At 71.3% G+C, this 21,317-nt stretch carries 22 protein-coding genes; 13 read left to right on the top strand and 9 right to left on the bottom strand.

The window, feature by feature from the left end; all coding sequences use genetic code 11:
* Positions 1-554 precede the first annotated feature (554 nt).
* Positions 555-1,091 (bottom strand): VOC family protein, encoded by a 537-nt coding sequence (locus BHU15_RS05315; RefSeq protein WP_069626093.1) that lies wholly within the window; start codon positions 1,089-1,091, stop codon positions 555-557.
* 169 nt (positions 1,092-1,260) lie between these two features.
* Between BHU15_RS05315 and BHU15_RS05320 the strand changes: the two genes are divergently transcribed.
* From BHU15_RS05320 to crcB (BHU15_RS05335), 4 genes are all read left to right on the top strand, one after another.
* A complete protein-coding gene (locus tag BHU15_RS05320; RefSeq protein WP_247748899.1) occupies positions 1,261-2,511 on the top strand; it encodes an MFS transporter in 1,251 nt (416 codons plus the stop codon).
* Positions 2,512-2,666: 155 nt separating this feature from the next.
* On the top strand, positions 2,667-3,161 hold the full coding sequence (gene crcB, locus BHU15_RS05325) for a fluoride efflux transporter CrcB (RefSeq protein ID WP_069626095.1): 495 nt from the start codon (positions 2,667-2,669) through the stop codon (positions 3,159-3,161).
* Positions 3,158-3,508, top strand: a complete 351-nt coding sequence (locus BHU15_RS05330) for a DUF190 domain-containing protein (protein ID WP_069626096.1) — start codon at positions 3,158-3,160, stop codon at positions 3,506-3,508. The genes crcB (BHU15_RS05325) and BHU15_RS05330 overlap by 4 nt, the downstream gene beginning before the upstream one ends.
* Complete coding sequence (gene crcB / locus BHU15_RS05335; RefSeq protein WP_069626097.1) at positions 3,505-3,882, top strand: fluoride efflux transporter CrcB; 378 nt, start codon at positions 3,505-3,507, stop codon at positions 3,880-3,882. Before BHU15_RS05330 ends, crcB (BHU15_RS05335) begins: the two co-directional genes overlap by 4 nt.
* 65 nt (positions 3,883-3,947) lie before the next feature.
* Here crcB (BHU15_RS05335) and BHU15_RS05340 read toward each other — a convergent pair whose 3' ends face one another.
* Entirely contained in the window at positions 3,948-6,473 is a 2,526-nt protein-coding gene (locus BHU15_RS05340) for an SdrD B-like domain-containing protein (protein WP_079127912.1), read from the bottom strand.
* A 253-nt stretch (positions 6,474-6,726) separates the two neighbouring features.
* Between BHU15_RS05340 and BHU15_RS05345 the strand changes: the two genes are divergently transcribed.
* Positions 6,727-7,443: a hypothetical protein gene (locus tag BHU15_RS05345; protein WP_435896979.1), complete on the top strand. Its 717-nt coding sequence runs from the start codon at positions 6,727-6,729 to the stop codon at positions 7,441-7,443.
* 19 nt (positions 7,444-7,462) lie between these two features.
* Here the strand turns inward: BHU15_RS05345 and BHU15_RS05350 are convergent, their stop codons facing one another.
* A complete protein-coding gene (locus tag BHU15_RS05350) occupies positions 7,463-8,809 on the bottom strand; it encodes a right-handed parallel beta-helix repeat-containing protein (RefSeq protein ID WP_069626098.1) in 1,347 nt (448 codons plus the stop codon).
* A gap of 86 nt (positions 8,810-8,895) precedes the next feature.
* Here BHU15_RS05350 and BHU15_RS05355 point away from each other — a divergent pair, with 86 nt between their 5' ends.
* The gene (locus tag BHU15_RS05355) at positions 8,896-10,062 is read left to right on the top strand and encodes a Dyp-type peroxidase (RefSeq protein ID WP_069626099.1); all 1,167 of its coding nucleotides are present in this window, start codon (positions 8,896-8,898) and stop codon (positions 10,060-10,062) included.
* Positions 10,063-10,089: 27 nt separating this feature from the next.
* On the opposite strand, the gene BHU15_RS05360 is transcribed toward BHU15_RS05355, so the two are convergent.
* A complete protein-coding gene (locus BHU15_RS05360) occupies positions 10,090-10,308 on the bottom strand; it encodes a hypothetical protein (protein ID WP_141726770.1) in 219 nt (72 codons plus the stop codon).
* 46 nt (positions 10,309-10,354) lie between these two features.
* Complete coding sequence (locus tag BHU15_RS05365; RefSeq protein ID WP_255293028.1) at positions 10,355-11,023, bottom strand: pyridoxamine 5'-phosphate oxidase family protein; 669 nt, start codon at positions 11,021-11,023, stop codon at positions 10,355-10,357.
* A 177-nt stretch (positions 11,024-11,200) separates the two neighbouring features.
* Here BHU15_RS05365 and BHU15_RS05370 point away from each other — a divergent pair, with 177 nt between their 5' ends.
* Positions 11,201-11,887 (top strand): CBS domain-containing protein, encoded by a 687-nt coding sequence (locus tag BHU15_RS05370; RefSeq protein WP_069626102.1) that lies wholly within the window; start codon positions 11,201-11,203, stop codon positions 11,885-11,887.
* A gap of 30 nt (positions 11,888-11,917) precedes the next feature.
* Here BHU15_RS05370 and BHU15_RS05375 read toward each other — a convergent pair whose 3' ends face one another.
* Genes BHU15_RS05375 through BHU15_RS05385 form a run of 3 tightly spaced genes read right to left on the bottom strand, consistent with a single transcriptional unit; the run spans position 11,918 to position 14,509 of the window.
* Entirely contained in the window at positions 11,918-12,700 is a 783-nt protein-coding gene (locus tag BHU15_RS05375) for an FAD:protein FMN transferase (RefSeq protein ID WP_069626103.1), read from the bottom strand.
* Positions 12,693-13,136 (bottom strand): FMN-binding protein, encoded by a 444-nt coding sequence (locus BHU15_RS05380; RefSeq protein ID WP_069626104.1) that lies wholly within the window; start codon positions 13,134-13,136, stop codon positions 12,693-12,695. Before BHU15_RS05380 ends, BHU15_RS05375 begins: the two co-directional genes overlap by 8 nt.
* A gap of 11 nt (positions 13,137-13,147) precedes the next feature.
* Complete coding sequence (locus BHU15_RS05385) at positions 13,148-14,509, bottom strand: ferredoxin reductase family protein (RefSeq protein WP_069626105.1); 1,362 nt, start codon at positions 14,507-14,509, stop codon at positions 13,148-13,150.
* A 145-nt stretch (positions 14,510-14,654) separates the two neighbouring features.
* On the opposite strand from BHU15_RS05385, the gene BHU15_RS05390 reads away from it, so the two are divergent.
* The 5 genes from BHU15_RS05390 to BHU15_RS05410 all read left to right on the top strand — a co-directional run bounded on the left by BHU15_RS05390 (position 14,655) and on the right by BHU15_RS05410 (position 19,267).
* The gene (locus tag BHU15_RS05390) at positions 14,655-15,389 is read left to right on the top strand and encodes a response regulator transcription factor (protein WP_069626106.1); all 735 of its coding nucleotides are present in this window, start codon (positions 14,655-14,657) and stop codon (positions 15,387-15,389) included.
* Positions 15,389-16,840 carry a sensor histidine kinase gene (locus BHU15_RS05395; RefSeq protein WP_069626107.1) on the top strand — a complete coding sequence of 484 codons (1,452 nt, stop codon included), beginning with the start codon at positions 15,389-15,391 and terminating at the stop codon, positions 16,838-16,840. Before BHU15_RS05390 ends, BHU15_RS05395 begins: the two co-directional genes overlap by 1 nt.
* A gap of 149 nt (positions 16,841-16,989) precedes the next feature.
* On the top strand, positions 16,990-17,325 hold the full coding sequence (locus BHU15_RS39660) for a CU044_2847 family protein (RefSeq protein ID WP_069626108.1): 336 nt from the start codon (positions 16,990-16,992) through the stop codon (positions 17,323-17,325).
* A complete protein-coding gene (locus BHU15_RS05405; protein ID WP_167756273.1) occupies positions 17,309-18,481 on the top strand; it encodes a S1 family peptidase in 1,173 nt (390 codons plus the stop codon). Before BHU15_RS39660 ends, BHU15_RS05405 begins: the two co-directional genes overlap by 17 nt.
* Positions 18,482-18,556: 75 nt before the next feature.
* The gene (locus BHU15_RS05410; RefSeq protein ID WP_069626110.1) at positions 18,557-19,267 is read left to right on the top strand and encodes an AAA family ATPase; all 711 of its coding nucleotides are present in this window, start codon (positions 18,557-18,559) and stop codon (positions 19,265-19,267) included.
* 86 nt (positions 19,268-19,353) lie between these two features.
* Here the strand turns inward: BHU15_RS05410 and BHU15_RS05415 are convergent, their stop codons facing one another.
* Positions 19,354-20,406, bottom strand: a complete 1,053-nt coding sequence (locus BHU15_RS05415; RefSeq protein WP_069626111.1) for an ArsR/SmtB family transcription factor — start codon at positions 20,404-20,406, stop codon at positions 19,354-19,356.
* 234 nt (positions 20,407-20,640) lie between these two features.
* On the opposite strand from BHU15_RS05415, the gene BHU15_RS05420 reads away from it, so the two are divergent.
* Entirely contained in the window at positions 20,641-21,195 is a 555-nt protein-coding gene (locus BHU15_RS05420) for a hypothetical protein (protein ID WP_069626112.1), read from the top strand.
* Positions 21,196-21,317: the final 122 nt, after the last annotated feature.

The raw sequence follows: 21,317 nt of genomic DNA on the forward strand, positions 1-21,317 counted from the left end.
GAATCCGCCGGTGCCGAGCAGGAGCGCGCCCATGCCGCCGATGGCCGCCGCGAACGCGGCCGTGCGGAAGTGGTCTTCAAAGGTGTTCCTCTCGTCTGCGAATCCGCCTCCCGGCGTGGGGCGGGGCCGCACGACAGGAGGCGGGATTCAACTGGCCGGTGTGATCGCCCGACCGGCGGGCCGGGACGCCGCGCACCGGGAGTCCGGCACGCAGAAGGCAGACAAGCATGAGGAACAGGAAGCAATCGCCCATTTCGCCTGGCTCCGTGGCTCGGGTACGCGCGGGACCGACGCGAAACCCCAGGTGACGCGCCGTTGAGGGCAGGCCGGACCCGGGCACCGAACACGGCACGACACGAGAGCGCCCGTTAGCCCGATCGATGGCACGCGACCTGAGAACGATCCGGGCGACGCCGGGGACCGGGGCGACGGCGTCGCCCGGCCGCAGCGCTCCCCGGCCCCGGCGAAACGGGCGCCCTCAGCCCAACTGACGGGCTGCCGGAGCAGGATGGAAGCGCTCCCCGGCCATGAGCGCTACGGGGCGCACCCAGGCATCACGGGTTGGCCGCCCTGACGGGCGCACTGCTCTGCCCTCGGCGCCGACCGCCCAGCTCGGCGTCGAGCGTCTCCTGGGCCACCCGCATGACCCCCGCGTACACGGGGTCCTGCAGGCGCTTCCACATCTCGTCCTCGGAGACGTCCTCGACCCGGGCGACCACCCACCAGATGTTGCCGAACGGGTCCTTGACCCGCCCTCCGCGCTGTCCGAACGCGTCGTCCGCCAGGGGCGTGACCACCTGGGCGCCGGCGGCCACGGACCGCGAGAACGCCTCGTCCGCGTCGGCGACGAACACCCGCAGCAGGCTCGGCACGGCGGGCCAGTCCGCGTGCCGGTCGAAGGCCAGCACGACGGTGTCGCCGACCCGGATCTCACCGTGACCGATCAGACCGTCCTCGGTCGCCACCCGTCCCAGTTCCTCACCCCCGAACGCCTGGCCGACGAAGTCGAGGAAGGCACCCGTGTCGTCGGTGACGACCCAGGGCGCGACAGTCGTGTACCCCTCCGGTGCGGCGCTTCTCTGCTCGGGCATCGCTGATTCCTTTCGCTGATGTCGGTCGGCAGGCAGCGACGCTAAGCGCGAAGTAGGCCGGCTCCCGTCCTAGATGACGGTTGTCCCCCCTCCGGCAAGTGGTGCCTGCGGGCCGAGCGGCGGGGCCGGTGGCAGCATCGGTGGCTGCCGTGGCGAGAGAGGTGGACCGGTGCCCGATGACCCGGCGGGGCTTGACCCGGTGCCGCCCCCTGCGGAAGGCGAGGGCAAGTGGCTGACCAAGGGCGTGGGCAGTGTCGGGGTGACGAGTTTCCTCTCGGACTCCGGACATGAGATCGCCACCGCGGTGCTCCCGAGCTTCGTGACCAGCACCCTGCACGGCTCGGCGGCCTCGCTGGGGCTGATCGAGGGGATCAGCGACGCGCTCACCGGTGTCATGAAGCTCGTGGGCGGTCCACTGGCCAACGACCCGCGCAGACGGCGCGGTATCGCGAGTGGCGGCTACCTCGGTACGGCCCTGGCGACCGGCGCGATCGGCCTGGCGACCGCGGTGTGGCAGGTGGGCGTCCTGCGGGCCCTGGCGTGGGCGTCGCGGGGGCTGCGCGGTCCGTCGAAGGACTCGCTGCTCGCCTCCCTGGCCCCGCCCCGGGCGTTCGGGCGGGCGTACGGTCTGGAACGGGCCGGGGACAATCTGGGAGCGGTGGCCGGTCCGCTGGCCGCCGCGTGGCTGGTGGCCTGGCTGGGGATCCGGCCGGCGTTCTGGTTCGCCTTCATCCCGGGGATCCTGGCCGCGGTCGCCATCACCGTCGCGGCCCGCGAGGCCCGCCGCCGCAACACCGACGGGGTACGGGAGCCGATCCGGCTGCGGTTCGCCGGGCTGCGCGGAGCGGGACTGCTGCGGCCGATGCTGCCGATCCTGCTGTTCGAGTTCGGCAATCTCGCCGTCACCCTGCTGATCCTGCGGGCCACCCAACTCCTGCACACCGACGGCCGGTCCGCCGCCGGGGCCGCGTCCCTGGCCATCCTGATCTACGCGGCGCACAACGCGGTCGCCGCCGTCGTCGCGTACGTCGGGGGCCACTGGATCGACCGGGCGGGCCCGCGCGTCGTGTTCGCCACGGGTGCGGCTCTCTACGTGGTGGCCTACGCGGGTTTCGCGGTGGGGTCGTCGTCCTGGTGGGTGCTGCTGGTCTTCTTCTGCCTGGCCGGGGCGGGTATCGGCTGCGCGGAGACCGCGGAGTCCGCACTCGTGGCGGGACTGCTGCCGGACCGGCTGCGCGGCAGCGGATTCGGACTGCTCGGCGCCGTGCAGGCGGTCGGAGACGTCGTGGCCACCGTCGTGGTCGGCATCCTGTACACCGCGCTGTCCCCGACAGCCGGATTCCTCTACGCGGCCGGCTGGATGCTGCTGTCCCTGCTGGGCGCCGGAGCCTTCACGGCGGGCCGTACCCGGCCGGCGTAGCCACCCGCCGTAGAGTGGGACCAGCGGCGGGTTCCTGTGCCGCGCGGCGGTGGGGCTCGCCGTATCCGAACCGCGGCACCACAGCCGCCAACAGTCCCTACCCGTGAAGAACCCGGTCCGCGAGCAGCGACCGGGAACCACGTGTAGGGAGACGTATGCCATCGCACGAGACCGACGTGCCGACACCGGCCGAGCCCATCGACCCCGATGTCGACCTCACCAATGCCGCTCAACGCCGTGAGCTGCGCCGTTCGCACTACGGCGTCCTCCTCGTGATCGCCCTCGGCGGCGCCATCGGCGCGGTCGCCCGGTTCGGCGCCGCCCAGGCGTGGCCGACCCCGCCCGCCGCGTTCCCCTGGACCACGCTCTTGGTCAACGCCGCCGGGTGCCTGGTGATCGGGGTCTTCCTCGTCACCGTCACCGAGGTCTTCTCCGCCCACCCCCTGCTGCGGCCGTTCTTCGGGACCGGGGTGCTGGGCGGCTTCACCACCTTCTCCACCTACTGCGTGGACATCGAGCGCCTGTTCCACGCCGGCCGTGCGGGGACCGCGCTCGGCTATCTGTCGGCAACACTCGTGGCCGCGCTGGCCGCGGTGACCGTGGGCGCGTGGAGCACGCGCCGGATCCTGGCGAAGCGGAGTGCCTCATGAGCTTCAGTACACAGCCCGCGGTACGGCTGACGGTGCTGGTCGACGACACCGACGTCTGGCACCACAAGCCGGTCCACAGCGAGATCGTCCACCGGGCGCACGCCGCCGGACTCACCGGCGCCTCGACCTTCCACGGCGTGGAGGGCTTCGGCGGCCGGCAGGTCGTCCACACCACCCGGCTGCTGTCGATGGCCGACGACCTCCCCGTGGCCGTGGTCGTCGTCGACACCGAGGAGAACATCCGGGCGTTCCTGCCGCGGCTGGCGGATCTCGGCATCGAGGGCCTGATCACCCTGGAACCCGTTCAGGTCGTACGCTTCGGCGGCGCGCACGCGGCGGCACGATGAGCGACTACCTGCTGGTGGCCGTCGGCGGTGCGGTCGGCGCCCCGCTGCGCTATCTCACCGACCGCGCCGTCCAGGCCCGCCACGACACCGTCTTCCCCTGGGGCACGTTCACCGTCAACGTCGTCGGCTCGCTGATCCTGGGCCTCCTCACCGGAGCCGCCCTCTCCGGCACCGCGGGCCACACCGTGCAACTCCTGCTGGGCACAGGCCTGTGCGGCGCGATGACCACGTACTCGACGTTCTCCTACGAGACGCTGCGCCTGGCCGAGAGCGGTGCGAAGTTCTTCGCCGCGGCCAACGTCATCGCCTCCGTCGCGGCCGGAATCGGCGCGGTCTTCGGCGGATTCGCCCTCTCCCAGGCGCTGTTCACCTGACCAAGGAGGGCCCTGCCATGCCGACGGGCCGGTGCGGCGCACCGGCCCGTCGGGGATCGCGGGTGTCAGTGATGCCTGACGCGCCGCTTACGGCTGACGAGGACGACCGTCGCACCCGCACCGAGCAGCAGTGCGACGAGGGCGAGCACTTCTCCCACGCCGGACGTGCCGGTTTCCGCGAGTGAACCGCCACCGCCGGCCGGTCCCGGGTTGTTGGGCACCACGCCAGACGGCTCCGGCGCCGGAGACCCGGGCGGCGTCGGTGTCGGGGACGGGGACCCGGGCGGTGTCGGTGTCGGAGTCGGTGTCGGGGACGGCGACGCCTCCTCCGGGATGTACACACCGGCGTCGATCGTGTGATCAACCCCTCCCGGCGTGCTCGGCGCCGTGACCGGGGCGGACCCGCTGCACAGCTGCCCGGTGGTCGGCGGGGTCACGTTGGAGTCGTGAACCCTGTCGTCACCGGTCCGCGGCAGCGTGAACCGCAGGTCGGTGGCGGCCGGCCGGCCCGGCACCTCGCTCGTGTCCGCGGTGCACACATCGAACTGGACGGTGTACTTGCCGCCGGGTGTCAGCTCGTACTCCGCGCCGACACCACCGAAGTAGTACTCACCGGCGGCATCGGTCGTGGTCGTGGCGACCTGCTCGCCCTCGGCGTCCAGCAGGTTGATCGTCGCCCCCGGCAGCAGCACCTGCCCGGGGTCCTGGACGCCGTTGTGGTCGCCGTCGAACCACACCACGTTGCCGATCTGGATCGGCGCGTTCGCCGCGGCGAACGCGATGTCGCCGAGACCGCCGGCCTTGCCGAACCCGTTCTGGTTCGCACCGACGAACTCGTACGCGTTGTTGACCGGGTCATTGCCGGGACCGAGGCCGGTGGCGACGTCGTAGTAGCCGGTTCCGCTGGTGGCGACCCGGCCGGTCGGGTCCATCTGCGTGCTGACGACCCACTGCTGCTGCGGGATGTAGGCGACCGATCCCAGCGCCGACTCCTGGTGCGGCCCGGGCTGGGTCGCGGAGCCGCCGTTCGGGAAGAAGTCACCCGGGAAGTACTCGACGACGCCGGGGGGCTGGACACCGTCGAGAGTGGGGTCCGTGGCGTGGTCGGCGCAGTTGCCGGTGCCTTCCCACTCGTACCCGCCGGTGGGCGTGGCGCAGGCCATGTTGATGTCGCCGCCGGCCATGCCGCTCTGCGGGGTGTCGTTGCCCGGCCTCGGATCCAGCCCGCCCCAGCCCACGACGTCCATGAACCGGTCGCGGAAGCCGAGGATCAGCGAGCCGTCGCGGGCGAAGGCCAGACTGGCCAGCTCCGGCTGCGGATCCATGATCCAGCCGCTCACGGTGTGGCCGTCCCAGTCCGCGAGGTCGGTGTTCCACGGGTTCCAGTGGTTGACCTGGTCGTTGCCGGAGGTGCCGGTGAGCACGGCTCCGCGCTCGAAGTCCAGCGCCTTGGACAGCACGGTGGTGAACTTCTCGCCGTCATAGGTGGCGACGACGGCCTTCAGGTCCGCGCGTTCCTGGGTGCTCTCCGCGCTGCACACACCCCCGACATGCAGGGTGTTGTTGTTGATGGCCACGCTGAACGGACGCCAGTCGTCCGCCGACGCGCAGCCCGGGTCGGGGATCGGCACGGTCTCCTCGGGCGCCGATGCCGTGGGCTTGGTCGCGTCGAAGCTGACCAGGCTGCGGGTGAGCAGGTTCACCGCGTACAGGGTCGAGCCGTCGTCCGACAAGGCGAGGCCGCCGATGCTCTCCTTGCCCGGTGCGTCGGTGAACCCGGCGTCCTTGATCAGGTTGCCGGTGTCGTGCTCCGTCTTGGTGGCGCCCGGCACCCTCGCGAACAGCTTCGTGGCGCTTCCGTCGGCCGCCACGGTGTAGATCGCGTTACCGCCGTCCGGCCCGTACTCCGTGTACCGCCGGGCGAAGGACGACTGGAAAAGCTGCTCGCGGTACCTGTCGTAGGCCAGCCCGTAGGTCGTGCCCACCTGCTCCTGGGTGTTGATCACCTCCGGGCATGCCTGCGGCTCGGGGCAGTTGCCGCGGGCGTCCGTCCCGAACGCCACCAGGGCCCGGGTCTCCGTACCGGTGGCGCCGCTCTGGATCGGCACGAAGTAGCGGGATTCGGGGAGCGCGTAGTCCGCCGGGTCCCAGACCCCGGTGATCACCGAGTCGTCCTTGCCGTCCGAGACGTCGACGAACGTGGTGAAGCTGTCGAAGTGGTTCGGCGCTGTCGAGGCGGGCGCCGCCCGCAGATAGCCGCTGTAGGGTGCCGGGACGGTGACGTCGACCCGGTACCGGCCGCCGGTCAGTTCGTCCGACGGCGGCACGATGACTTTCCCGGTGACATCCGTGACACCGGTGACGCGATGGCCGGCGGAGTCGGCCACCTCGACCTTCATTCCCCGCTGCGGCACGTCCATGGTCGAGTTGATCACGCCGGTGCCGAAGAAGTCCCGTAGTACCTGGACGGTGAGGGTGCCGTCGGAGGCCGAAGCGTCGGCCTGCCCGGCGCTGGTCAGTATCGTGCCCGCGCCGCCCCCCACCAGTAAGAGGCCGGACAGCCCCAACCGCACCACTCCACGTAATGGCATGGCACTCCTTTACCTCGTCTACCTCGTCCTGCGCTGATGCCGACTCGGCAAGTGCAGGGGTGAGCATATGAGTTGACCGTGAGTCATGTCTCGTAAACGCAGAGTTTGGTGGTGCCCCCGCGGGGACCTGTTACAGTCCCGCCGCGTGCGGAGCATCAGAACGCGGAGCGTCAGGACGCGCGGCGTCAACGACAAGCAGGGCCGCCCGGGGCGTGAGGCGGGCAGGCGCCGCCGGTGGCCGAAGTTACGGTGGGTGGCAGCCGCCGCCGTCGGGATCGCGGCTGCCGCGACCGCCGCCTTCGTCCTTCTCGGCGACGGCGACGACCCCGCCGCCCCGCGCGCGCTGACCTCGGACGAGGTGGACCGGCTGGCGATCACGCGGTTCCTCAACTACGAGGCGGGGGGCCGGGCGGTGAGGATAACCGTGCCGAACCCCGCCGGCGGGCTGGTCGTCACCGGCTCCGTCGACTACCGCACCCACACCGGTTACGGAGTGGTACGCGGGACGGGGCGCGACACGTCCAGCGACGGGCTGATCCAATGGACGGCCACCACCGTCCTCGTACACCCCATGACGGACCCGCCGGCAGCCGCGCCGGCGTCGCCGCCCGCGTCCGGTTGGCACAGCCGCCCGCTCCAGACGTCCGGCATGACGCTGGACAGCGCACTGGCCATCGCGCTCCGCCTCGGCAACGACCGGCCGGACAACTCCGTACTGCTGTCGCAGAGCGGCGCCTCATGGGTCGGAAAGGACCAGGTGCGCGGCCATCGGACGGACATCATGAACGGGCCGGACGCGGGCGGCGAAGCCCGTACGTCGGGGAACGTGCGCTACTGGATCGATTCGGGCGGCACCATGCACCGGGTTCAGGCCGGTATCGCCTCCGAGTCGCGGCCGGTGGTCTTCGACTTCGACACCCAGAAGTACGCCCCGGTGAAGCCGGTCCCCGGAGTCACACCGGCGCCGTGACTGCCTTCATGGGGCGGCCTTACGAGGTGCGCGCCCGCGCGCCGGTGGCGAGCAGCGACGGCGACGGCAGCGCGATGTCCGCGACGTCCGGCAGCGCGGGAACGTCCGGTACGACGGTGGCCCCGGCGGTGGTGGCCCCCGGGAACTGCGGCTGCGGGCCGGGCGCGGCCACGGTGGTGAAGGCGATGCCCGGAGGCGCCTTCGGGCTCGCCCAACTGCCGGAGGGTGTAGGCGACTTGGCGGGGACCGGGCAGGACGCGGAGTCCGCGAGACCGGCGGGCACGGTCTTGCGAAGCGCGTTCCCTCGCAGGCAGTTGCCCTGCCCCCGGGTGGCGGTGGGGAAGGTCCAGCCGATGTCGATGCCGTTGGCGGCGAAGGTGTTGTCCGTGATCCGGTTGCGGTTCGCCGTCAGGTCCGACGTCGCGGTGATCACGAGCCCGGCGCCGGTGTTGCCGGTGATCCGGTTGCGGATGAACTGGTTGTCGCTGCCGCCGTCGATCCCGACACCGATGCCCCAGCCGCCGTCGGCCTGTTCGGGGGTCCGGCTTTGCTGGTTGTCCGCGATCAGGTTGCCGGCGACGACCGCGTCGCGTTGCGGGAGCAGCTTCTCCTGGTGGTCGGAGTTGGTGGTCAGGCCGACGCGATTGCCGGCGAGCCGGTTGCCGACCACGTACAGGTCGCCGCCGGCGTTGGTGTTCTCGTAACCGACCGCGTTGAGTTCGGAGACGTTGTCCCGCACCACGATCCGGCACGGCTTGCACTGGCCGACATAGATTCCCGAGTCGGCCGCGCCCGATGTGTAGGAGTGCTCGATGACACCGTTCTGGGCGGAGAACGCGTAGATGCCGTACAGACCGTTACGGGTCGCGGTCACGTGCGAGACCACGAACGACTTGAGGAAGCTGACGGGTTCGTCACCGGTGTCGTAGCCGCCGCTCCCCGGCAGCCCGGCGACCGCCGCCGCCGAACCGGTGACCAGCACGCCGTTCTGCGTGTTCTTCTGTACGGTCAGATTCTCCACGGCCACCCCGGGCGCGGTGACGACCACCCCGTTCGGGCGGCGTAACTGCCCGTCGATGACCACCTTGTCCCGGGACTCGCCGCGCAGCGTGACGCGCGCCGTGTCGATCTTCACGGACTCGTGGTACACCCCCGGAGCCACCAGCACCAGGTCGCCGGACCGGGCCAGGGACACCGCGTCCGAGATCGTCGGGGCGTCTTCGGGCACCCGGATCGTCACCTTCGTACCGTCCGGCCGCCGGCCCTTGTCCGATCCCTCGTCGTCGCCGTCACCGCTGCCGCAGCCGGTCACCAACGTCAGTGCGCCCAGTACCGCCGCCACCACGCGAAGAGCTGATCGAGACATGATTCCAGTCTGGCACGACGGCGAAATCCCCGCCGGGAAAGGGAAGTTGACGGCGGTCGCGGGGCGGCTGTGGCACTCTGCACATCATGCACCGCGACGACCGCCACCCGTCACGCCGCGCGTTCCTCGATGTCACCGGCGCCACGGTGGCCGCCGGTCTCCTCACCGGGTGCTCGTCGGACTCCGCCCCGCCGGACCGGTCCGCCCCGTCCGCGGCGGCAACGCCCGCACCGCCGGCGCCGGTTCCGGCCACGGGCCGGCATCAGGCGGGCATCACGCTTCCCCGGTCGGGCCAGCGCAACCTGCTGGCGGTGGTGGCCGACCTCGACGCCGACGTGGCGCCCGGCCCGCTGCTGGCCGAACTCGGCGAGGCCGTCCGCGCTTTGACCGCCGGGTCCGATCCGCGGTTGCTGGGCCTGTCGCCGGGGGACCTGACCGTGACCGTCGGCGTGGGCCCGCGGCTGGTGCGGACGGCCGGTGCCGACCTGCCAGGCGCGACCGACCTGCCGCGGTTCTCCCGCGAGCGGATCGCCCCACGGGCACGCGGCGGTGATCTGCTGCTGCAGATCTGCGCCAGTGACGCGCTGGTCGTCCCGGTCGCCGCCGCCGCGCTCCTGGACCAGGCCGGCGACCGCGTCCGCGAACGCTGGCGGCAGTCCGGACGCCGCGGTACGGAGGTGCCCGTCGCCAAGGACCTCACCGCACCGCGCAACCTGCTCGGGTTCATCGACGGCATCGTGGGCCCGCACACGCCCGCCGAACAGGAACGCGACCTGTGGCTGGCCGGGCCCCCCGAGGTGGCCGGCGGCACCCTGGCCGTACTGCGGCGCATGGAACTCGACCTGCCCCGGTTCGCCGCCCTGTCCGTCGCCGACCAGGAGGCGGTCTTCGGACGCCGCCGTTCCACCGGCGTCCCCCTCTCCGGCGGCACCGCGGCCTCGCCCCCCGAACTCGGCGCCAAGACACCCGACGGCCGCTACCTGGTCCCCGCGGACGCCCACGTACGCAGGGCGAACCCCACGGTGGTCGGCGTCGGCCACATGCTCCGCCGCTCCTACAGCACCGACGAACCGGCCCCCGGCCTGCTCTTCATCAGCTTCCAGAACACCCTGCGCACCTTCACGGCGACGCTCACCCGCATGGACACCTCCGACGCCCTGCTCCCCTTCACCACAACGACGGCGAGCGCCTCTTTCCTGATCCTCCCGGGCTTCGACGACCAACACCCGCTCGGCTCCACGCTGTTCACCTGACCTTGCACGTCGAAGGTCCGCCCGCTCCTACCGGTGCCGGGGGTAGGGGCTGTAGACCGTCCGGGGTTCGGACGGCGACGGCCGGTCAGGTTCGAACCGCACCACTTCCAGCGTCGTCGTACGGCCCCGCTCATGGTTCTGCTCGCCCCTGAGCGGGAGTTGGCTGTGCCCGATGATGTACGTGAACAGCCGCAAGGGACGCGCGAAGGTCACCGGCAGATCCACCAAGCCGACTCGACGAGTCACGACACGACCTCCCGGACGAGTGAGAAGGCCACCCACGTTGTCACGTTCAGGGGACGTCGATGACCCGCCCGCTGATCTCCTCCGGCAGCAGCCGGATCCACAGGGGCCGCGACCCGCCCGCCCAGGGGCGTGATCCCGACCGGTTCGTGAGGGTGTCCGTGGTCGTGGGGTCGGTGATGTGCTCGGCCGTTCCCGTCAGCAGTACGCTCCAGCCGCGCATCCGCTCCTCGTCCAGGTGGTCGGCCTCGAAGGCGAGTGGTGTGCCCGCGCCGACCGCGCCGACGCTTTCGGGGCGGGTCCGGTACACCACGGTCCGGCCGTCGACGAGGAAGTTGACCGGGACGATCACGGGCGCGGTGTCCCCCCGGAGACCCAGGCGCCCGACCCCGTGTGTTCCGAGCCGGTCCCAGCACTCGCGCTCCGTGAGCCGCATCAGACGCTGGTGGGCGCCGGCGTTCGTCTGGCCGGGCGGCGGGTCGGCGCGGCCGTGAAGCAGCTCGTCGGACGTCATGCCCAGCGCGTCGGCCAGCCGGGTCAGTCCCTGCGGGTCGAAGTCGCCGCGCAGTGACGCCAGCTCCCGCAGGTAGGACATGGACATCCGCGCGCGGTGCGCCAGCTCGGAAGGCGAGAGCCCCAGCTGGATCCGGCGCAGCTCCACCCGGTCGGCCACGCCCTCGGTCCCGCGGTCCGGTGATGACTGCTCGTCCTCGCTCACCCTCGCCTCCATCGCCGACGGTCATGGACCCGTTCCCAGATGAACACGGGGACTCGGCACCTCGCCAGCGGGACGGTGCCCCTCCGGCCCCCGGTCGGGGCCTGTCGGCCCCTCCAGGAGTCGGCTCGGCGCGGCCACCCTTGGGGAGTGGAGAGAAGGCCCGATCGAGGAGGGACCATGCGTCACACGCCGTACGTGGTCGCCGATGTGATGACGAACCCCGTGGTCGCGGTCGCTCCGCGGGCCGGGTTCAAGGAGATCGTCGAGACCCTGAGGAAGTGGAAGGTGAGCGCCGTTCCGGTTCTTGAGGGCGACGGACGTGTCACCGGGGTGGTCTCCGAGGCGGACCTGCTCGACAAGGAGGAATTCCGGGACGCGGACCCCAGCCGTCTGGAGCAGATGCGCCGTCTCGACGATCTGCGCAAGGCGGGCGCGGTGACGGCGCGCGAGCTCATGAGCGTGCCCGCCGTCACGGTCCGGGAGGATGCCACACTGGCTCAGGCGGCCCGGACCATGGCACAGGGCGGACTGAAGCGGCTGCCGGTGGTCGACGCCTCAGGGATGCTGCGCGGGATCGTCAGCCGCTCCGACCTGCTCAAGGTCTTCCTCCGGTCGGACGACGACCTGGCTGAGGAGGTACGCGCGGAGGTGGTCGAGCCTCTCTTCCGCGTGTCCCGCGAGAACGTGCTGGTCACAGTCGTCGACGGGGTCGTCACGCTCAGCGGCGTGGTCCAGGACACCGCCCTTGTCCCGGTGGCGGCCCGAATGGTCCGGGCGGTCGAGGGAGTGGTGGATGTCGAGTGCGACCTGGTGGGGCCGCGGGCCGCGGCGCTGGGCCTCTCGTCGTCGGGACAGCGGCCCTGAACGAGGCCGCCTCCCCGGCCCGCCGTACAGTCAGGCCGGGTCGTGCGCCGGGACCGTCTCACCGGGGAAGCCGTCGGTGCACCACGACCGGCCGTCGGGCAGCATGCCGAATCCCTCGTAGCCGTCGAGCGACGCCAGCCAGTCCCGTGCCGACTCCCCTCTCGCGAAGGCGGCGGTGGCGTAGGAGTCGGTCATCGTGAGCCCGGGGCCGGTCACGGTGACCGATGCCAGGCCGTTCGCGGGTGTGCCGAGGTGCGGGTTGACGATGTGCGCCCCGCGTTCGGCCGTTCCGGACGTGGCGACGGCCAGGTCACGGCCTTGGACGACCGTGCACAGTTCCCCGGGGCGCAGCGGATGGGCGACCCCCACGCGCCAGGGAGCGCCCGGTGCGGCCTCACCCCTCAGCCGCAGGTCACCGCCACCGTTCAGGCAGGTGTTACGGGCCCCCGCCTCGTACAGGATCCGGGAGGCGCCCTCCACCGCCCAGCCCTTGACCAGACCCGACGGGTCGAGGAATCCGGTCGCGAGATGGCTGAACCAGCCGCCGCTGGTCCGTACGGCGCTCCGGCAGAGGGCGAGGACCTCGCGTACCTCCGCCGAGCAGTCGGCGACCTCGATCTCGTGGCGCGCCAGACGGCTGATGGTGCTGTCCGGCCGGTAGGTGGAGTACACCTCGTCGACATGGTGAAGCCAGGAGACCGCTTCGCTCAGTGCCGCCTCGATCGCGGGCACGCGTTCGTCGCGGATGTCGAAGGTGATGACGGTGCCCATGACGTGCTCGACATGGCGCAGGCCGCGCGCGGTGTCAGACACCGGCCCGGTCCAGTGCGCTCTGGAGGGACTGGATGTACCCCTGGCTGGTGTAGCTCGCCCCTGAGACCGCGTCGATGTGCGCGCTGTGGCGGGCCAGCGCCTCCTTGGTCAGGCGTGGCACGGCGTAGGCGGCGATCTGCTGGTCGCGCCCGTTGCCGGACGGCACCTGAAGCACCTTGACCGCGGTCAGCTTCCCGGCCTTGACGGTGGCCGCGACCTGCACCGTGCCGTACTGGGTGGACACGGGGTCACCGGTGTAGGTACCCGTGCCCGGCTGGGATCCGCCCGGTGGTGACGCCGGCCCTGTCGGGGCCGGAGATGTGCCCGTCGGCGGGGGCGGCGCACCCACCGGGGCCGCCGGCTGGTGCGGTTTGAGGGTGAGCAGCAGCACGACCAGGGCGCTGGTCGACGCGGCGGCGAGTACGGCTCTGCGCACGGCGGGCCTCCTCAGAATTCGAACGACTCGTGGTGGATGTGGCGGCGGGGTACTCCGGCGTCGCGCAGGGCGCCCTTGGCGGTGTCGGTCATTCCGGGCGGACCGCACAGGTACACCTCGTGTGCGGCGAGGTCCGGCACCAGGGCGCCGAGGGCGCGCGCCGTCAGCGGTGAGTGCCGGGAGGCCGACTCGCCCACGACGTAGTGGACGACGGCGCCCCGGGCCGCGGCTATCGCGTCGAGTTCGGTGCGCAGCGCCAGGTCTTCCGGGCGACGGGCCCGGTAGACCAGGGTCACCTCGCCCGGAAGGGTCTCGAAGAGGGCCCGCAGAGGGGTGATCCCTACGCCGCCCGCCAGCAGCAGAACCTTCCGGGATCTGGTGCGGGCCGACGTGAAGGCACCGTACGGGCCTTCGGCCCACACCCGGGTGCCCGGCCGCAGCCCTGCCAGCGCCGCGCTGTGCGCTCCCGCCGCCTTCACGGTGATCCGCAACTGGTGGGGGAGCGGCGGCGCCGAGAGGGAGTACGGGTTGGCGGTCCACCACAGGCCGGGTGCCAGGAAGCGCCAGCGGAAGAACTGTCCCGGTCGCGCTCCCAGTTCCTCCAGGTGCTCCCCCGTCAGATGAACCGAGACGACGCCGGGGGCTTCGTGCCGTACGTCAGCCACTCGCAGCCGGTGACGCAGCGAACGCCGTACGGGAACCAGGAAGCGGTACCAGCCGACGAGGGCGGCGACCCCGAGGTACAGCGTGTACCACGCCACCTGGGCCGGGAGGTGTCCGACGAAGTCGGCTCCGTTGCTGAGTTGGTGGGAGAAGGCCAGGAAGACCGCCAGATAGGTGGCGAAGTGCAGGTAGTGCCAGGTCTCGTAGCGCATCCGGCGGCGCGCGGCGCGTGCCGAGACGGCCGCCGTGAGGACGAACAGCAGGAAGGCGGCGGTGGCCTTGAGCATGTCCGGATAGTGGAACACCAATGTGCTCGTCTGGCTCACCACTCCGCTGCCCGACGTCAGCGTGTATCCCCAGATGATCAGCAGGACGTGGGCGAGGATCAGCGAGATCGTGTAACGGCCGCCCAGGGCGTGCCAGCGCGCGAGCCGGTCGGTGCCGATGCTGTGGTCGAGGAGGGGGACGCGGGCCATCAGCGCGACCAGTACGGCACAGGCGTAGCCCGCGAGGAGACCGGTGATCCGGCCCGCGTCGGTCAGCCACGCACCGGCGCCCACGACCGAGGTGGTGTCACTCCACCAGAGACCGAGAACACCCGCGGCGCCCAGCCAGATCGCGCTCTGGACGGCCAGGGGGACCATCGAACGCGGCCGTCGCAGCCGTGGAGCACGCTCCGCCCGGTGCCGCGCGTTCGTCGTCGTACTCATAGGCCCTCTTCCGCCGGTTGCCGACCACCGTCGCAGCGCAACCTCTGAGGCTCCTCTGAGACAGGTCACCCCCGCCGCATTCAGAGGAAACTCAGAGCGTGCCCAGAGCCCCGCGGCCCCGGTTCGGGAGGATGCTGGAGAGACCATGAACGACCACAGCACCTCATCCCGGACCCTGCGGGGCAGCGACGGCGGCCCCGTGCGGGTCCTCGTCGTCGACGACGAGCCGGATCTCCTGGAGGTCCTCTCCGGCGCCCTGTCGGGCGAGGGCTGGCAGGTGCGGACCGCGGCCGACGGCGCCTCCGCGGTGGAGACCGCGCGCGCGTTCCGTCCCCACGCCGTCGTCCTGGACTGGATGCTCCCGGACACGGACGGCCTGAGCGTCCTGCGTGGCCTCCGGGGCGACCTGGACAACGTGTGCGTGCTGTTCCTGACCGCGCGCGACTCGGTCCAGGACCGCGTCGCCGGTATCACCGCGGGCGGCGACGACTACGTGACCAAGCCCTTCAGCCTGGAGGAGGTCCTGGCCCGGCTGCGCGGCCTGCTGCGCCGGGCCGGCATGGCGCGCGAGTCGGGCCACGACCGGCTGGTCGTCGGCGAACTGGTGATGGACGAGGAGGCCCGGGAGGTCACCCGCGGGGGTGAGATCGTGGAGCTGTCCCGTACGGAGTTCGAACTCCTGCGGTTCCTGATGCGCAACCCCCGCCGTGTGCTGTCCAAAGCACAGATCCTCGACCGGGTCTGGTCCTACGACTTCGGCGGCCGCGCGCACGTCGTGGAGCTGTACATCAGCTATCTGCGCAAGAAGATCGACACCGGTCGGCCCGCGATGATCCACACCGTGCGCGGCGTGGGTTACGTCCTGAAGCCGGGGTACTGATGCGGCCAGGGTTTCGCCGGATCCCCCTGCCGCGCACCCTCCGGGCGCAGCTGACCACCGGAATGGTGGTGCTCCTCGCCGTGGCGTGCCTGGCCGTGGGGATCACCACGGTCCTCGCGCTCGAAGGCTTCCTCGTACGGCGCCTCGACCAGCAACTCACCGCCTCCGACGGACGATTCGCGGCCAGCCTTGAGCACGAGGCCCGGCCCGACGCCGACAACATGCCCGACACCCGCGGCCAGTCGGAAGGCACGTTCGGCGCCCGGCTGCTGAACGGCTCGATCGACGCGGCGGCGGTCGTCAGGGACGAGGCGGACGCCGACGTGCGCCTGACCACCGCCGACCGGCGGACGCTCACGCACCTGCCCGTCGACGGGGACGCCCACAGCCGGAGACTGTCGGCGCTGGGCGCGTACCGCCTCACCGCCGTCCGCGGGGACGACGGGGATGTCCTCGTCACCGGCCTGCCGCTGCATTCTGTCGAGGAGACGGTGCACCGGCTCGAAGGGGTGGAGGCGGCGGTGTTCGCCGCAGCCCTCGTGGTCACCGGGATTCTGGGAGCGCTCTGGGTGCGCGTCTCGCTGCGCCCTCTGCGCCGGGTGACCAGTACGGCGGTGAACGTGGCCGAACGGCCCCTGGCCAGCGGTCAGGTCGCCATGCCGGAGCCCGTACCGGCCGGCGACCCGCGCACCGAGGTGGGGCAGGTCGCCACCGCCGTCAACCGCATGCTCGGGCACGTCGGCGACGCCCTGGAGCGACGACAGGCCAGCGAGGAACGCCTGCGGCACTTCGCCGCGGACGCCAGCCACGAACTGCGCACCCCCGTGGCGAACATCCGTGGGCACGCGGAGCTCGCACTCCGGACCACGAGTCCCGTACCGGCCGAGGTGCGCCGCGCGCTGGACCGTATCCAGTCCGAGTCCGAACGGATGAGCCGCCTGGTGGACGACCTGCTGCTGCTCGCCCGCATCGACGCGGGCCAGGCCCTCAGCCGCTCCCGGGTCGATCTGACCCGGCTGGTCCTCGACGCCACGGACGACGCGCGCGCCGCCGGTCCGGACCACCGCTGGCGGCTGGACCTGCCCGAGGAGTCGGTCACGGCGGAGGGCGACGAGCACCGTCTGCACCAGGCCGTCGGGAACCTGCTCGCCAACGCCCGCACCCACACTCCGGCGGGCACCGAGGTCACCGTCCGCCTGTCCGCCGGCGGCGGCCGCGTCAGGCTGACCGTGACGGACGACGGTCCCGGTATCGGCGAGGACCTGGTGCCCGAGGTCTTCGGCCGCTTCGTACGCGCCGACCACGGCCGTTCGCGTACGACGGGCAGCACCGGACTCGGCCTGGCGATCGTCCACGCGGTGGTCACGGCCCACGGAGGCACGGTGGACGTCGAGAGCCGACCCGGCCGCACCGTGTTCACGATGACCCTGCCGACGGACGCGCCCGGCTGAACCGGGCCGGACCCACCGGCGGTACCGGGCGCGACAGTTGACCGGCTCCCGTCATCAACCCGGACGAAACGTTCTTCGGGCATTCCTCCGGGTTTGGAAGCATTAGCTTTGTCGGACTTGCTGGAGAGACGCCGGTATGGGAGACACGTATGGCCAAGCAGCTCCTGGAGTTCGTCATGGAGGATGGCGAGATCGCCGTCTTCGAGGTGGACAGGTCCGAACTCTCCCAGGACCTTCAACTCGCATCCGACTCCGCGGACGGATTGGCCGTCCGGGCGCGGGAACACCTGCAGTCCACGCTTGCCTCGATACAGCCGGTTGTGCGCCAGGTCCGGGACGCCGTCGCGCACGCCTCCCCCGAGGCGGTGGAGGTCGAGTTCGGGATCAAGCTGGGAGGGGAGACAGGTGTGATCTTCACGAAGGGCACGGCCGAGGCGAATTTCACCGTCCGTCTCTCGTGGGGTGGTCGTGACACCGCAAGCTGACCGCGAGCGGTTCACCGTTCGCATACTCCGCGCTTCGGGTGACGTACCGGCAGGCGTCGGTTTCCTTGTCAATGGAAGACAACTGATTTCCTGTGCCCATGTCATCAACACGGCGCTGGGACGCGGTCCCAGGGCGCAGGAGCGCCCGTCCGCCGGCGAGGTGATCCGTGTGCGGTTTCCCTTACTGGAGGGGGAGCAGACGACCATCCGCACGGCCCGGCTCGCGTCGTGGAGTCCGCCGCCCGCCGGCGGTGTCTTCGGCGGAGACGTGGCGGGACTCCTTCTGGACGAGGCCCCGCCGCCCGCGGCCACGTATGCGCGATTCCTGCGCCAGGAGGCCAACTGGGGCCGCGAGGTCTACCTTTACGGCTTCCCAGGGGACCCACCCCGCCGGGAACGCGGTTCCTGGACGACCGGGACCTTGCGGGGCCGTGTCGGTCCTGGCGTGCTTCAGATCGACAAGGCGACGGAGTCGGCGCTCCGGGCTCAGCCCGGCTACAGCGGGGCACCCGTCGTCGTGGTCAATGGCCGTTACGGAGACCGGGTTACGGGAATGCTCGCCGTCGCCGCCGCTGACAGCGACATCAAGGACGCGTACGCGCTGTCCGTCTACCACCTCTCGGAGTGCTGGCCGCAGGCATTGATGCTCGCGTCCCATCCCGACGCGCATCCCGACGCACAGCAGTTCTTCCGGAGGCGTCTGGAGTATGTTCTGCGTGCGGCACCCGCGGGATGCTCCCTGACCTTCCCTGAGCAGATCTCCGACGAGCAATGGTTCAGGTGCCGGCACAAGTTGTCCCTCGGTGTGGCGAAGGATGACGTCCTCGCACTGTGGGGAGACATCGGCTCCTTCAAGGTGGGGGTCGCCATGGCCTTCCTTCGTCACTCGGTAGTTCTTCGGTACGGCGAAACCGTTTCTGTGCCCTACGCGGATCTCCCCGACTACGAAGTGGCTGAGAGCTACCGGAGCAGCCAGACGTACGGGCGCCGCTACCGCGGCGTCAAACTTGTCAGGGGCCAGGTCAGCCACGGAGCGTGGCCGTGGTTCCGAGGTTCCGACGGATGGAAGGAACAGAACGCGAGGAAGGGGATGGTGACACTGATGCGGCAGGTGACATCCCTGATGGCGGGAGAGGACGCCACCGGCTTCGGGTAGGCACCAGCAGTGACCAGGTTGGTCCCGAAGGAGCGGGGCACGTACGTCGTCCGAGCCCTGCGCGACACTGGTCGAGTGATTGTCGAACGCGCGTATGCCCATCTCACCTCGTACGACGAGAGCGCCTGGCCCTGGTCCGTACCCTGCGTTCGGCAACTGCTCGACGAAGGGCTGCGCTTCACCGCACCGGTGACCTTTCTGGTCGGTGAGAACGGTTCAGGGAAGTCGACCCTGGTCGAGGCGCTGGCGGAGGGGTTCGGTCTGGACTCCTACGGCGGCTCCCACGACTGGCGCTACTCCTCCCCGCGTGGCAAGTCGGCGCTCGGCGAGCGGATGAGGTTCGACGCCGCCCCGCGCGGGCGCCGTATGGCCACCAACTGGTCGGCCCGCAAGGGCTTCCTCCTGCGGGCGGAGACCGCGCTGGACGCCCTGGGCAGGGAGGGGCTGTCACCGGACTCGGTCAGCCATGGCGAGGGCTTTCTCGCGGCGTTCCGCGGAAAGTTCCTTCACGCGGGGCTTTACGTCCTCGACGAGCCGGAGGCGGCGCTCTCCTTCTCCTCGTGCCTCGAACTGATCGGGCACATCGACCGGTTGGCCAGGGAAGGCGGCCAGGTCATCTGCGCCACGCACTCCCCGTTGCTGACCGCGTTGCCGGGCGCGGACATCGTCGAGGTCGGCGAGCACGGCATACGGAGGGTGGTCTGGCGGGAGCTCGGCGTCGTGGATCACTGGCGCCGCTATCTCGCCGACCCGCACGCCTATCTGCGGCACATCGTCGAACCGTAGGGGCGGTCACGGACCGGATGGCAGGCGACGCGGAAGCCACTCGTAGACCGCCGCGCTCGGGCACCATGTTCCAGCCCTGTGCGGATTCATGAGGCCGTGTCACGGTCGGTGCGTCGGCTCGCGGGGAGACCGGCCTGCGGGTTGCCGAGGTGCCCCAGCATGGCCCGCCCGAGTGGGGTGAGCTCGTGGCGGACGCCACTTCCTTCTCGTCGGGTGGTCACCAGGCGTGCGGCGCGCAGCACACTGGCGTGGTGGCTCGCGGTCGCGTCGGAGATGCCGGTGCGCAGAGCCAGTTCGGACGTGCTCGCGGTGTTCTCGACGGCCCGTAGGACGCGGGCGCGTGTCGTGCCGAGCAGCGCGGCGAGCCCGCCGTCGGGGCCGGTGGGGGCCGGCTGAGCCCAGAGCGCCCGGTGGTCGGCGAGGTCGAGGGCGACGGGGTAGCGCAGTACGAGGGGCCGTTCGGGGTCGGCGTTGTCGACCAGTGCCAGGGGGCGCGGCCAGAAGAAGGTCGGTACGAGCAGTACCCCGCTGCCCGGCAGCCGCAGGTCGGCGTCCGACGCGCACGGAACATGCAGAACGGGCGAGGTCCACCGGATCGCCGGGTGAAGCGTCGACAGGAGCCCGTCGACTCCCGCGTCGGCCAGCGTCACCGCGCGGCTGCCGCGGTCGCTGTGGGCGGCGGCGGTCAGCTGCGCCCAGTAGGGGGCGATCGCCACGGCGTGGTAGCGCGACAGAGCCCGGCGTACGAGACTCCCCCATTCCCGGTCGCCGTGGTGCAGGGCGTGGATCCAGCGGGGCGCGCGCGGACGCAGCTGATCCGTGGCACGGAGGTCGGCCATCCACTGGCGGCGCGGTAGCGACCAGGTGTGGTCCAGCCCTTCATCGAGGGTGACGCCGGTGGCGTGGGTGAACACCTCCGGCAGGTACTCACCGGGTCCGGCGGGTGCCAGTTCGAGCAGCGGCCTCAGGGCGGGTACCACGCCCGTACGGGTGCGCTCGCGCCAACCCGAGAGGGCGAGTCCGTGGCTGCCGGGCGCCTGGAGGGCGGGCAGGCTCAGGATCGTCTCGGCGAGCGGGTCCGGGTGAGGGGCGATCCGTACGCGTGCGAGGTCTTCGGGGGTGAAGTGGACGCGCAGCACCTGGTCCCCCTCCGCCGGCTCGTGCGTACAACGCTAGATGTTGCTGTGCGGGGTCGTCCGCCACACCGCCGAAGTGGCCGGGAGACAGCGTCTCGCGCGGTGTGCTGTCCGGATTCGAGGTGGATCGAAAGGCCTCGCCCACCGCCGGCGGTCGCGCTGAGACTGGCCCGGCCGCCCACACGGTGGCGGGCGTGCGAGGCCACGCCCAGCTCGATGCCGAGGAGAGCATCCGTCATGAGAACTTCGCGTTCGTTCGCCCCACGCTCCGCTGTCGCCCTGAGTGCGTTACTGGCGGCCGTCGGGCTGCTGACGGGCCCGGCCCATGCCGCGCCCGCCCCCTCCGCCGGGTCCACGTCGCAGACGGTGACGCGGTCGGCCGACGCCGGCGAGACGATCATCCGCGCCACCTCCCGGCTGGCCCGGGGCGAGAGCTGGTCCTCGCCGGACGGGAGCACCGTCCTTCACCAGCAGTCCGACGGGCACGTGGTGCTCTACAGCGACGGTGTCGCCATCTGGACCGCAGTCGGGACCTACGGCCTCGGCACGTACTTCTACGTCCAGGCCGACGGCAACCTGGGCGCCTACGACGCCGCCATGCGGCGTCTGTGGGAGAGCCGCACCGGACGCAATCCGGGGGCCTACCTCGCGATCCAGAACGCCGGGAACATGGTCGTCCACCGCGGCGACGGCCTGCCCTTGTGGTGGTCCAACTTCCGTCCGGGGACGGGCCCGGTGGACCCGGGCGACCCGGGGGAGTGCCAGCCGCGACCGAACCACCTCTGCCCCTGAGGCCGACCGGACCGAACCCGAACGAACCCGGAAGACCCCGACCGCCCCGTCACCTCCGGCGAGCGCGCCGCCCGGTCCGGTCCCCGTCGGCCCCTGAAGGCGGGAGACCGGGCGGGTGGCGC

This window comes from Streptomyces niveus (assembly GCF_001723055.1).
GTDB lineage: Bacteria > Actinomycetota > Actinomycetes > Streptomycetales > Streptomycetaceae > Streptomyces > Streptomyces niveus.